Here is a 12,691-nt window from a genome sequence, read left to right on the forward strand (position 1 = left end):
CTATTTTTTGCTTTGTTCAGCTTGTCTTCAGGTTTGTGCGTTACAAGTGAACTCCCCTGACTCAACTAAAAGAGGGTATATCATGCGCAAGACTCTACTGACGCTGGCACTCGGCCTCGCTACGACAGCTGCCTTCGCTGGTGCTGGGCACGGCGGCTCTCAAGCTGCGGTGAGCGATGCCGACATCGATCGCACCATCCGCGTCGAGGCGGGTGACATGTGGTTCGACTCGGAGAAGCTCAACATTGCTCCCGGCGAAACAATCAAGTTCGAAATTGTTAATACTGGTAACGTGGAGCACGAATTCGTCATCGGTGATGCCGAGGCTCAGGAAGCACATCGCAAGATGATGCAGGAGATGGGGGGTAGCCATGGCGGTGGTGGTGGCCATGGTGGTCACGAAGGCCATGACATGGCCGAAGGCGAGCATGGTGGCAGCATGCCGTCAGTGACCATCGCGCCGGGTGACACCGCAGAGCTTGTATGGACTGCCCCCCAGAATGTGGACGGGCTGCAGTACGCCTGCAACATTCCGGGCCATTATGAGGCAGGCATGTCCGGAAATATCGATTTACAGGGGTAAGTTTTTTACATGAAACTGTTGCTTCTTGAAGATGACGACCTTCTCGCAGAGAGTCTGGCCGAAAGTCTGAAAGACAACGGTTACCGGGTTGACTTGGCCACTTCGCTGAAAGTGGCCAGGTCACTTATGGCAACCGAGCACTATGAACTGGTAATCCTCGATCTCGGTCTTCCAGACGGCTCTGGGCTGGATTTGCTCAAGAAGTGGCGTAAAGATGGATACGACCTTCCTGTTCTGATTCTGACTGCTCGAGATACCTGGGAAGATAAGGTCGTAGGTCTTGAAGAAGGTGCTGATGATTACTTGACAAAGCCCTTTCATGAGCCTGAGCTCATCGCCAGGATTAGAGCACTACTTCGCAGGAAGTTTGGCAGTACGTCGAATGAGCTTTCTCTCAATGGTATTATGTTGGACGAGGCAAGTCGATCTGTCAGCGTCAATGGTAGGGCTTGGCAGTCCCTGACTGGAACTGAGTTCGCCCTCATGCGTTATTTTATGCATCATCCAGATCGGGTGCTATCTAAGGAACGCCTTCTCCAGCAACTTTATGCATTGGATCAAGATGCGGCGACGCCTAATATTATCGAAGTGTATGTTGCCAGATTGCGCCGTTATGTAGGGAAATCGGTGATCCAGACTCGGCGCGGACAGGGGTATGTCTTTGTTACGCATTGACGGACGAAGCCTGCGAATCCGCTTGCTGTGTTGGCTCTCTGGCATTGCCATCATCGTGACCGGAGCCACATGGCTGTTGCATGGTATCTTGCTTCAAGACCTGGCGCGCGATTTTCTCGGAGAGCGCCTGAAACGAGAAGCCGATCATGCGATTGAACAAGTCAAGCAGGATCATATTTCTACCCCAGTCGTGCTGGATTCCGCGAGCCGTGGCTTTCAAGCCTTTCACCACTTGTACGTTCTACGCTTAGGAAGCGATATCTCCTCTTCAGACCCACGTTGGGTGAAGGCGCTGAACTTTTTGTTGGATGATACCAGTGATGCTCTCGTGGAAGTAAGAGATGGGGAGCAACATATATTGGTATATCGGCGATCTTTCACTTTGGAGGAAGATCGTGGGGTGCTACTTGTTGGTGAAGATTTTTCTCAGGTAGAAGCAGGGCTGCATGAGCTTCACTGGTGGGTAGCGGCTATTGCGGCAGTTCTGTTACTGCTCCTGGTGCTGCTGAATATTCTGGCGGTCAATAGAGGCTTGATACCTCTCTCACGACTCAGGGAGCAACTTGGAGAACTTCGGACTGGAGATCGAGAGCGTCTATCCTTGGATGTTCCTTCTGAACTTGATAGCTTGGTTATTCAGCTCAACCGGCTCATGGACGAGATCGATAGTCGTTTGCAACGCTCCCGCGACTCGGTGGCAAACTTGTCTCACGCACTCAAGACGCCGCTCGCGGCGGTAACCCAGGTATTGCGAGGGACGCGTCCTATTGATGATACTCGTCGCCAGAAGCTGGTGCAGCGTCTCGAGGAGATTCACGCCCAACTGGATGCAGAACTTAGGCGGTCAAGGATTGCGGGCCCAAACGCGGGGCGTATGTCTGATCTCCATCGTGATTGCACAAGGTTGACCGAGATGTTTCGAGGTCTTTACCCAAACATTAATTTCACCATGAGCTTGCCGGGGGAATTTGAGAAACGTGTACCCATCGAATCTCAGGACTTTTCCGAAATGCTCGGGATTGTGCTTGACAATGCCGGCAAGTGGGCCAGTAGCAAAGTGGACAGTCGCATTGTGCTCGATGATGTCCTCAGGATTACCGTTGAGGATGACGGTCCTGGTGTTCCAGTAGATGACCTGCCTCGCCTTGGCCAGCGCGGCCGGCGGCTGGATGAAAGTCATCCTGGGTATGGCCTTGGCTTGTCTATTCTGTGGCAACTCATGACGCGCTATGCCGGGAAAGTGAGGTTTGAGCCCAGTGCACTGGGGGGCTTGTGCGTGAGGATGGAGGTGCCCATCAAGGAATCTACCGATTAATTGCGCATTTTCAGGCCTGTTTCAGGTTCGTCAGTCAAACTGGCTCGCGTCAAACATGGACGGGAGTCACACATGGCAAACTCGCGCGTCATCACGCACCCGATGTCACGTCGTCAGATCCTCAAAGGCGGTGCGGCGCTTGGCCTTGGGTCGGCAGCGGCCCTTAGCCTACGTCCTAGCTGGGCCAACCCCTGGGGTCAGACCAATGTCTATTCCAAGGGAGTCGAAGAGGGGCCGGAGGTGTCGCTGGCCATCCGCCGCGAATCGATCCTGATCGACGGCAAGGAGGCACGCCCGATCAGCATCAACGGCACCAGCCCCGGGCCGATGATCCGGCTCAAGGAAGGCCAGGACGCCGTGCTGCGGGTCACCAACCTGCTCGACGAGCCCACGTCCATCCACTGGCATGGCCTGATCCTGCCGCCTGGGATGGATGGCGTACCGGGAGTGAGCTTTCCCGGCATCGCGCCGGGCGAGACCTTCACCTACCGTTTCCCCGTTCGCCAGAACGGTACCTACTGGTATCACAGCCACTCCGGCCTGCAGGAGCAGCTCGGCCATGCTGGCCCGCTGATCATCGATGCCGCCGGACGCGAGCCCTTCCGTTACGACCGTGAGCACGTGCTGCTGCTCACCGACTGGACCTTCGAGGACCCCATGGCGGTCTTCCGCAACCTCAAGACCGCCGAGGGCTACTACAACTTCCAGGAGCGTACCGTCGCCGACTTCTTCGCCGACGTGCGTGAGAAGGGCTTTGCCGCCACCGCCGAAATGCGCGGCATGTGGGCGAAGATGCGCATGAGCTCGCGTGACATCGCCGATGTCACCGGAAGTACCTACACCTACCTGCTCAATGGTCACTCGCCCGAAGAGAATTGGACGGCGTTGTTCAAGGCCGGTGAGCGGGTCCGTCTACGGGTGATCAACGGCTCGGCCATGTCCTACTTCGACGTGCGTATTCCCGGGTTGAAGATGACCGTGGTGGCCGCCGACGGCCAGCCGGTGCAGCCGGTTCCCGTCGACGAGTTCCGCATAGGGGTGGCCGAGACTTACGACGTGCTGGTCGCCCCCGAGGACGACACGGCCTATACGATCTTCGCTGAGGCAATGGATCGCAGCGGTTACGCCCGCGCCACCCTGGCGCCGCGCGAGGGCATGGCCGCCGAGATTCCCGAGCGTCGCAAGATTGCCGACCGCGGCATGGAGGCCATGGGTGCCCACGGCATGGGCAGCATGGAGGGCATGGACCACTCCGGCATGGGCGGCTCAGACATGCAGGGCATGGATCATTCCGGCATGAACGGCTCGGACATGCAGGGCCTGGATCACTCCAGCATGCAGGGCATGGACCATTCCAACATGCAGGGCATGTCAGGTGAAGAGAACAGGATGAACGCCAATGGCATGCTGGCGGCAGGGGCGGCTCAGCCTGGCTCTCGCTACGATCAGGCCGGTATCGGTATCGATCCCGGCGAGCGCCGGATGCTGGTCTACCGGGATCTCAAGGCCTTTACTCCCTGGCCGGACCGCCGTGAGCCTGAGCGTGAGCTGGAACTGCACCTCACCGGCAATATGGAACGCTACATGTGGTCCTTCGACGGCAAGAAGTTCAGTGAAGTGACTGGCCCCATTCACTTCAATAAGGATGAGCGCCTGCGCCTGATCCTGATCAACGACACCATGATGGAGCATCCCATCCATCTCCATGGCATGTGGATGGAGCTGGAGAACGGCCAGGGCGAGTTGATCCCGCGCAAGCACACCCTGAACGTCAAGCCGGGTGAGCGCGTCTCGGCGCTGATCACCGCTGACGCCGAGGGCAGCTGGGCCTTCCACTGCCACCTGCTCTACCACATGGATGCCGGCATGTTCCGGGTCGTCAAGGTTTCGTAAGGAGAAGGCATGAATAACAGAATCCCACTGACCGCCGCCGGTGTCCTGCTGGCCACGACAGCGTTTTCCGTCGCCCAGGCAGAGGACGGCTACGATGCTCCGGCCGGCTGGCCGTCACCGGTTGTGGAACACAATATGGGCATGGCACTGTTCGACCGGCTCGAGTACGTCGTGCCCGACAAGGGGGAAGAGGCCGTGGTTTGGGACTTCGAGGCCTGGTACGGCGGCGACGTCAACCGTGTCTACCTGAAGTCCGAGGGCGAGAACGTCCAGGGCGATGGCGAGGACGCCGAGTTCGAATCCCTGGAGCTTCTCTATAGCCGGTTGATCGCTGACTTCTGGGAACTCCAGGGCGGCATCGGCTATCAGGGCGGTGTGTTCTCGGACGACCATGCCGAACGCGGCTATGGGGTCATCGGCCTGCAGGGTGTGATGCCCTACGGGATCGAGACTGACGTGGCACTTCAGGTCAGCGACGAGGGAGACGTCTCGGCTAGTGTCGAGGGTGAGTATGACCTGCGTTTAACCCAGCGCCTCTATCTGCAGCCACGTACCGAAATTGCCGTCGCTGCCAGCGAGGTCGAGGAGTTCGGGGTCGGGAAGGGGCTCAACTCCGTGCGTGCCGGTATGCGCCTGGGCTATCAGGTAACCCGGCGGTTCGCGCCCTACGTGGGTGGCTACTGGGAGAAGCAGTACGGGGATACCGCCGATCTCTCGCGTGCCGGAGGTGATGCCACGGAAGATACCGGTCTCGTAGCCGGGGTAAGGCTGATGTTCTAGCCATCCTTGTATGTCGGTGCTTGCGCCACCTTCCGGTGGCGTTTTTTTTTACCCTTCACCTACGTATATTCAGCTCTATTTCAAGTTGCACCACTATCATGACAGTGTCACCAAAACGGAGAGACCTCTCATGAAGTTCAAGACAATTACTTTTGGAATGGCAGTGGCAAGCATGTTTTCAATGCCTGTCCTCGCCAATATGGGAGCCAGTGTCCAGGAGATGCCGGTTTTGGAAAGAGGAGTATCTCCTACACAGATCCTGGCTAATGGACACCCGAAACGCTTCCAGATTAAGATTGACCAGCCCACGACGCTGAGAGTCTCAAGTGAACACTTTGCGGGAGTGTCGAGTCAGGGTAATCAGATCAAAGCGATATTATATGATGATGCCGGTAACCGTGTAGCGGAAGCATCCAGCCCTCGAGGTCACTTTCAGCTCAACAGACAGCTGCAACCTGGGAGTTATCAAATTGAAGTGTCAGGATCATCACTGGGAGGCAATGCTGAGAGTGATCGAAACCGGTATGAGCTTCACACTGCATACTGAATGAAGTAGTCGGGCAGAGTTTTTTTATCATAGTGGCCAGCCTTGAGCTGGCCTTTTTCATTACAGCCCAATCATGGGTAATTTTTTGGGTAGCCACAAGTCATGTTGGCAATGCAAGTGAATAGTCATGACCTGTGTCATGGTTTTTAAGTCTACCTGTTAAGCCTGGGTTCAGGTAGGAGGGGTAGTCTAGCCCTGTCATCAAACAGAAATGGAGAGTTGACATGAAAATCAAATTTGCACTTGCCGCCGCCATTATTAGCATCGTTGCTACTCCGGCATTTGCGAGCTTTGGTCATACTGAATCCCAAGGCAGGCAGCTGACGGAGGGGATTACGTCTGGTGGGATTTTGACCAGCGGCTTCCCACATGAATATGCACTTTCGTTAAACGAAAGTTCGGAGGTGAAAATTGCCAGTGATCACTTTCCAGGATCATCAAGTCTTACACTTGGGATGAAGGCAAAGTTGATGAATGATTCAGGGAAAACTATTGCGGAAGTAGATTCATTCAATGGAGACTTCACGATTGATGAAAAGCTCGAGAAAGGCGAATATCGCCTGATGGTATCAGGTGATAGTGGTGGGCTTGGTGATAGTGATATGCACCAGTACAGTCTGCATGTAGACATTCAGTGATGCGCGGTGGTTGGCCAGCTAATGCTGGCCAACCAGCGTCCCAGTAAGATTTTGGTTTTCCGAATAGATTTCCAGTCATGGTGTATTATGGCTGAGTATTTAATTTAGTTATGATGATGTTTTGCTGTGTGGCATAACCTTTTCGTGGAGATCTGCTGTGATCAAGGCTGCATTATTACTCACCGGTGTCTTGGGTGTCGCCTGGATGCCAGCTATTGCTGTTGCCGGAAGTGAAGCGGACAGTTTGCAAAAAGCGATACAGATAGCCATTGATCAAGACCCTTGGTTAACCGGAAGTATGTCCACTGAAGCCGCCCTTGAGAACGAGGCCATTGCATCGGCCCAGCTACCTGATCCCCAGATTTCATTGAAAGCGGGAAATCTGCCGGTTGATACCTTTGACTTGAATCAAGAAGGTATGACCCAGTTCAGCGTAGGAATCAGTCAGAAATTTCCCAGAGGAGATAGCCTGGCGCTTGCCAAGCAACAAAAGCAGCAGATTGCGGCCCAACAGCCGATGTTGCGGCAGGATAGGGAAGCCAGAGTCGAGGCTACGGTCAGCCAGCTTTGGCTGGAGGCCACTCGAGCTCAGCTGAGCATCGAGCGGATAGAGCGTGATCGTAGCTTGTTTGAGCAGCTAGCTGATGTCGCCGAGGTGAGTTATTCGTCCGCCTTTGGAATGACCCGCCAAGACGATGTGATTCGTGCTCAGTTGGAGTTGACTCGCCTGGAGGACCGGTTGACCGATCTCAGGCAGCAACAGGAGGCCGTTGAACGACAGCTATCTGAATGGCTGGGGAGCGAAGCGATAATGCCGGTAGTGGCGGATTTCCCCGGGCTGGAATTGGAAGAACCTAAGCTTTTCACTGCCGTTGAGCGTCCCAATCGTCAGGCATGGTATGAGCGGGTGAGGTATCACCCTGCCGTGCTGGCAGTCGATAAGTCGATTGATGCCATGGAAATTGGAGTCGATGCAGCGAGGCAGCAGTACAAGCCAGAATGGGGTGTGTCGGCCCAGTATGGCTACCGCGAAGACGACCCCATGGGTGGGAGCCGAGCGGATTTGTTCTCCGTCGGCGTCACATTCGACGTGCCTATCTTTACGGAAAATCGACAGGACAAGCGAGTGGCGGCGGCTGCCTCTCGCCATGAATCAGTGCAATATCAAAGGGAAAGCTTGATACGTGAACTGATTGCCAGGCTAGAAACAAATTGGGCTAAGTTGTCGCGGCTTGATGAAAGGCTTGCACTGTATGGGAATCGCTTGTTGCCAGAGCTGAGCGAACAGGCCGAAGCTTCCCTGAATGCCTATAACAATGACGATGGTGATTTTGCAGAAGCCGTGCGGGCACGAATTGATGAAACCAATGCGAGTGTGGAGCTCATAGGCCTGAAAGCCCAACGACTCAAGGTGATCTCGGATATCAACTACCTGCTGTCCCAAGGCACGTCTTCACGCTAACTCACGACTTCTCAAGTCTGGAATGAGACATCACGATGAATCAAATGGGTAGGTACTTTTTCGTCATATCGTTAGGCGTCATGTTGGGCGTGTCCGGCAGTATAGTCCTGGGAGGCAAGACATTCATCCTGAATGCAGTAGAAACTGCTATTGGAAACGATAGTAGTGAGACTGGGATGGAAGAGAGGGGGGAGCGCGTTCCCCTTTATTGGGTGGCGCCAATGGATCCCAACTATAAGCGGGACAAGCCTGGAAAATCCCCGATGGGGATGGACCTCGTGCCGGTATATGATGATCAGGACCAAGGAGATACTCCCGGGACAGTGAAAATTTCTCCTGATGTCGTCAATAATCTTGGTGTCAAAACAGGCACAGTCGAAAAGGATACCTTTGACACTACGGTAAGGACAGTTGGGTATGTCCAATACGATGAAGATAAGTTGGTACATATCCATCCCCGCGTCGAGGGGTGGATAGAAAAGTTATTTGCCAAGTCCGAAGGGGATCGAGTTACCCAGGGTCAGCCGCTCTACTCGATCTATTCGCCGACGCTCGTGAATGCACAGCAAGAATTGTTGCTTGCAATGAACCGCGGCAACCAACGTCTGATTTCTGCCGCCTTGGAAAGGCTCCGCGCGTTACAAGTTCCCACTGAAGCCATCCAGAGTCTCAAAGACACACGCCAGGTCAGCCAGACGATCATCTTGCGCGCACCTCAGAGTGGCGTTTTGGACAACTTGCAAGTGCGTGAAGGAATGTTCGTGAGCCCGGGAATGAGCATGATGAGTATTGGCGTTCTTGATCATGTGTGGGCTGTCGGAGAGGTGTTTGAGCGCCAGGCAGCGTTGATCGCTGAGGGAGATGAGGTTCGCATGACTCTTGACTATCTACCCGAACGGGAGTGGACAGGGGTGGTGGACTATATATACCCAAGTATTGATAGTGAGACGCGTACGGCTCGTGTAAGGATGCGTTTCGCCAACGACGACCTGGCACTGAAGCCTGGAATGTTTTCTCAGCTGACCATTATGTCCGATACGACGACTGAGGCATTGCAAATACCCCGTGAGGCCTTGATTCGCACCGGAAGCCAGTCGCGTGTCGTTCTTGCATTGGGTGATGGAAAATTCAAATCGATCGAAGTCGACGTTGGACGCGTGGGTTGGGAAACCGTCGAGATATTATCGGGCCTGGAGGAGGGCGATCGCATTGTTACGTCGGCTCAGTTCCTTCTGGATTCCGAGTCAAGTCGAACATCAGACTTTCGACGAATGGAGCATAGTGACAGTGCTGAAGAGGCCGATGATAATTCCCTTGTTGAGACCGTATGGGTGCCAGCACGCATCGAAGATGTCATGCCGGATCATGGCATGGTGACGCTATCCCATGCCCCCATCGCGGCGTGGAACTGGCCGGCCATGAGCATGGATTTCCAGGTTGCTGATACGGTTAGCCTTGAACAGCTGAAAGACGGTATGGACATCCATGCCGAACTCGAACGGATTGCGGAAGACAAAGTCGCTCTACGCGGTGTGCATGTTGACGATGATAAGACTAAAGCACCCAGCGATGAGGGCATGGATCACGGAGAAACCAGTAATGCGGAACGCGGCCAGCAAGACGTGATAAGCCATCAAGGCCATGCAACTGGGGAGAGCAAGTAATGATTCCTGCGTTGATCCGTTGGTCAATAAGCAACCGTTTTCTCGTGCTTCTTGCTGCCGTGATTCTGGCGGGGGCGGGAATCTATTCAGTCAAGAATACCCCGATTGATGCTCTACCGGACTTGTCAGATGTGCAGGTGATCATCAAGACCAACTACCCGGGCCAGGCTCCGCAGGTCGTCGAAGATCAAGTCACCTACCCGCTCACCACGGCCATGCTGTCGGTTCCCGGGGCGGCAACGGTACGCGGATACTCCTTCTTCGGTGACTCCTACGTATATGTGATTTTTGATGAGGATACCGATCCCTACTGGGCACGCTCTCGTGTGCTGGAGTATCTTTCTCAGGTGGCGCCTACGCTACCGGATAGTGCGCGCCCACAGCTTGGCCCAGATGCCACTGGCGTGGGGTGGGTCTATCTCTACGCCCTCATCGACAAGACTGGCCAACATGATCTCAGTGAGTTGCGGAGCTTGCAGGACTGGTTTCTGAAGTATGAGCTTCAGACCGTGTCGGGCGTCTCTGAAGTCGCGGCGCTTGGCGGCATGGTCAAGCAATACCAGGTCGTGGTAGATCCGGAGAAACTGCGTGCCTTCGACATTCCCCTGGCTCACATCCAGACCGCTATACAGCGGGCCAACCAGGAAGTTGGCGCCTCGGTCGTCGAGATGGCCGAAGCCGAGTACATGGTGCGCGCCACTGGTTATATCCAGAGTCGTGAGGATCTTGCCAGTATCCCGCTGGGTGTGGATGACAATGGAACGCCTCTGCTGCTCAAGGATGTCGCCGACATCGGGATGGGGCCCCAGATGCGTCGTGGCATTGCCGAACTGAACGGGGAAGGTGAGACCGTCGGCGGCATCGTCGTCATGCGCACAGGAGAGAATGCCCAGAAGACGATCGATGGCGTCAAGGCCAAGCTTGAGCAGCTCCAGTCCAGCCTGCCGGAGGGGGTGGAGGTCGTGACGGTCTATGACCGTTCAGGCTTGATCGAAAAGGCGGTAGACAACCTGCTGCGTGGCTTGCTCGAGGAGTTAGCCATCGTAGCCTTGGTATGCGTGCTCTTCCTGTTCCATCTGCGCTCTGCGTTAGTGGCGATGATCAGCTTGCCGATGGGCATTCTCACTGCCTTCATCATCATGAACTGGCAGGGCATCAACGCCAACATCATGTCGCTTGCGGGTATCGCCATAGCGATCGGTGCCATGATCGATGGCGCCGTCGTATTGATCGAGAATTTGCACAAGCACATGGAGCGTACACCGTTGACGCGTGAGAACCGCTGGAAGGTGGTGGCCGACTCGGCGGTGGAAGTGGGACCGGCTCTTTTCTTCAGCTTGCTGATCATCACTGTCAGCTTTGTTCCTGTCTTTACCCTCGAGGCCCAAGAGGGGCGAATGTTTTCACCCTTGGCCTTCACCAAGACCTATGCCATGGCAGCCAGTGCCGGGCTGGCGGTCACCTTGGTTCCGGTGCTGATGGGCTATTTCATCCGCGGCCGCGTACTTCCTGAGCACAAGAATCCGGTCAATCGACTGCTGGTCGGGGTCTACATGCCGGTACTCAAGGCGGTATTGAGATTCCCAAAGACGACCATCGCCCTGGTGCTAGCGATAACCCTGGTAGGTTTCTGGCCGGTCAGCAAGATTGGCAGCGAGTTTATTCCACCCCTGGATGAAGGCGACTTGATGTACATGCCGACCACTTATCCAGGGCTGTCGATCGGCAAGGCGCGGGAGCTCCTTCAGCAGACCGATAAACTGATTGCCAGCGTACCGGAGGTGGACACGGTGTTTGGCAAGATCGGACGGGCCGACACGGCTACCGACCCTGCGCCGCTGACCATGATCGAAACATTCATTCAGCTCAAACCGCGGGAAGAGTGGCGAGAGGGGATGACCACCGACAAGCTCAAGAAGGAACTCGACAGCCTGGTGCGGATACCGGGGGTATCCAATGCCTGGGTGATGCCGATTTCGACGCGCATCGATATGCTGGCGACCGGGATCAAGACGCCGGTGGGCATCAAGGTGGGCGGAGAAGATCTCAAGCAGATTCAGTCCATCGGACAGCAGCTGGAGACGATCCTTAGCGATGTTCCTGGTACCGCTTCGGTCTATTCCGAGCGGGTGGCCGGAGGTCGCTATATCAAGGTTGATATCAACCGCGCTCAGGCGGCGCGCTATGGCCTGAACATTGCCGACGTGCAACAAGTGGTGGCGACCGCTATCGGTGGTCAGAACATTACTCAGACCATCGAGGGATTGGAGCGCTACCCGGTCAACCTGCGCTACCCACAGGATTACCGGGACTCCCCCGAGCGGCTGGCCGAGCTGCCGATCGTCACCGCCAATGGGCAGCGTATCGCGCTAGCAGACGTGGCGGACATCTACGTGGAGGACGGTCCACCGGCGATCAAGAGCGAAAACGCACGCCCTAACGGTTGGACCTTCGTGGATATCGAGGGTGTGGATGTCGGCACCTACGTGCAGCGCGCCATGGATGTCGTGGCGGAGGAGCTCGAGCTACCCACCGGATATTCGGTGACGTGGTCCGGGCAATATGAATACATGCTGCGTGCCAAGGAGAAGCTGAGCTATGTGGTGCCTTTCACGTTGGCCATCATCGTGATCCTGCTCTACATGAGCTTCAAGCGCTTCAGTGAGGTAGCCATCATCATGGGCACGCTACCACTGGCCATGGTAGGAGCCATCTGGCTGATGTATCTGCTGGGCTATAACTTCTCCGTGGCCGTGGGAGTGGGGTTTATCGCTCTGGCCGGGGTGGCAGTCGAGATCGGAGTGATCATGCTCGTATATCTCAACCAGGCCTATCAGCAGATGCTCGAGCGCTGCCAACACAAGGGAGTACAACCCCGTCGGGAGACTCTTCGCCACGCCGTGCTGCACGGTGCTGCTCTCAGGGTGAGACCGGTAATGATGACATCGGTCTCGACCATTGCCGGTCTTCTGCCACTGATGTACAGCTCCGGCACGGGTTCCGAGGTGGTCAGCCGCATTGCGGCCCCGATGGTGGGGGGGATGTTGAGCGCAGTGATACTGACGCTTCTGGTGTTGCCCTGTGTCTACTACCTGTGGAAATGCCGCCATGTGAATCATGCATAACGTCAGGAT

10 protein-coding genes are annotated in these 12,691 nt (G+C 55.6%); all 10 read left to right on the forward strand.

Going from position 1 to position 12,691, the window contains the following annotated elements; genetic code table 11:
- Window positions 1–82: 82 nt before the first annotated feature.
- The 10 genes from BLP95_RS05315 (at window position 83) to BLP95_RS05350 (ending at window position 12,682) form a co-directional block, all read left to right on the forward strand.
- On the forward strand, window positions 83–583 hold the full coding sequence (locus tag BLP95_RS05315) for a cupredoxin domain-containing protein (protein ID WP_089677390.1): 501 nt from the start codon (window positions 83–85) through the stop codon (window positions 581–583).
- 9 nt (window positions 584–592) lie between these two features.
- Complete coding sequence (locus BLP95_RS05320; RefSeq protein WP_081712100.1) at window positions 593–1,258, forward strand: response regulator; 666 nt, start codon at window positions 593–595, stop codon at window positions 1,256–1,258.
- Complete coding sequence (locus BLP95_RS05325; protein ID WP_089677391.1) at window positions 1,239–2,573, forward strand: ATP-binding protein; 1,335 nt, start codon at window positions 1,239–1,241, stop codon at window positions 2,571–2,573. Before BLP95_RS05320 ends, BLP95_RS05325 begins: the two co-directional genes overlap by 20 nt.
- A gap of 72 nt (window positions 2,574–2,645) precedes the next feature.
- Window positions 2,646–4,466 carry a copper resistance system multicopper oxidase gene (locus BLP95_RS05330; protein ID WP_089677392.1) on the forward strand — a complete coding sequence of 607 codons (1,821 nt, stop codon included), beginning with the start codon at window positions 2,646–2,648 and terminating at the stop codon, window positions 4,464–4,466.
- Window positions 4,467–4,475: 9 nt separating this feature from the next.
- On the forward strand, window positions 4,476–5,246 hold the full coding sequence (locus BLP95_RS05335; RefSeq protein WP_089677393.1) for a copper resistance protein B: 771 nt from the start codon (window positions 4,476–4,478) through the stop codon (window positions 5,244–5,246).
- A gap of 130 nt (window positions 5,247–5,376) precedes the next feature.
- Window positions 5,377–5,793 (forward strand): hypothetical protein, encoded by a 417-nt coding sequence (locus tag BLP95_RS16660; protein WP_143004405.1) that lies wholly within the window; start codon window positions 5,377–5,379, stop codon window positions 5,791–5,793.
- 224 nt (window positions 5,794–6,017) lie between these two features.
- On the forward strand, window positions 6,018–6,431 hold the full coding sequence (locus BLP95_RS16665) for a hypothetical protein (protein WP_143004406.1): 414 nt from the start codon (window positions 6,018–6,020) through the stop codon (window positions 6,429–6,431).
- Window positions 6,432–6,588: 157 nt separating this feature from the next.
- Window positions 6,589–7,893 carry a TolC family protein gene (locus BLP95_RS05340; RefSeq protein ID WP_245678688.1) on the forward strand — a complete coding sequence of 435 codons (1,305 nt, stop codon included), beginning with the start codon at window positions 6,589–6,591 and terminating at the stop codon, window positions 7,891–7,893.
- Between the two features lie 35 nt (window positions 7,894–7,928).
- Window positions 7,929–9,557 (forward strand): efflux RND transporter periplasmic adaptor subunit, encoded by a 1,629-nt coding sequence (locus tag BLP95_RS05345; protein WP_245678689.1) that lies wholly within the window; start codon window positions 7,929–7,931, stop codon window positions 9,555–9,557.
- Window positions 9,557–12,682, forward strand: coding sequence for an efflux RND transporter permease subunit (locus BLP95_RS05350; RefSeq protein ID WP_089677394.1), 3,126 nt, complete (start codon window positions 9,557–9,559; stop codon window positions 12,680–12,682). The genes BLP95_RS05345 and BLP95_RS05350 overlap by 1 nt, the downstream gene beginning before the upstream one ends.
- Window positions 12,683–12,691 lie beyond the last annotated feature (9 nt).

The sequence above is a fragment of the Halomonas shengliensis genome (genome assembly GCF_900104135.1).
GTDB classification, from domain to species: domain Bacteria; phylum Pseudomonadota; class Gammaproteobacteria; order Pseudomonadales; family Halomonadaceae; genus Halomonas; species Halomonas shengliensis.

Coding starts and splice junctions, on each gene's coding strand:
- BLP95_RS05325 (WP_089677391.1), top strand. CDS start 1,239: ATGTCTTTGTTACGCATTGACGGACGAAGCCTGCGAATCCGCTTGCTG.
- BLP95_RS05330 (WP_089677392.1), top strand. CDS start 2,646: ATGGCAAACTCGCGCGTCATCACGCACCCGATGTCACGTCGTCAGATC.
- BLP95_RS05335 (WP_089677393.1), top strand. CDS start 4,476: ATGAATAACAGAATCCCACTGACCGCCGCCGGTGTCCTGCTGGCCACG.
- BLP95_RS05315 (WP_089677390.1), top strand. CDS start 83: ATGCGCAAGACTCTACTGACGCTGGCACTCGGCCTCGCTACGACAGCT.
- BLP95_RS05350 (WP_089677394.1), top strand. CDS start 9,557: ATGATTCCTGCGTTGATCCGTTGGTCAATAAGCAACCGTTTTCTCGTG.
- BLP95_RS16665 (WP_143004406.1), top strand. CDS start 6,018: ATGAAAATCAAATTTGCACTTGCCGCCGCCATTATTAGCATCGTTGCT.
- BLP95_RS16660 (WP_143004405.1), top strand. CDS start 5,377: ATGAAGTTCAAGACAATTACTTTTGGAATGGCAGTGGCAAGCATGTTT.
- BLP95_RS05320 (WP_081712100.1), top strand. CDS start 593: ATGAAACTGTTGCTTCTTGAAGATGACGACCTTCTCGCAGAGAGTCTG.
- BLP95_RS05345 (WP_245678689.1), top strand. CDS start 7,929: ATGAATCAAATGGGTAGGTACTTTTTCGTCATATCGTTAGGCGTCATG.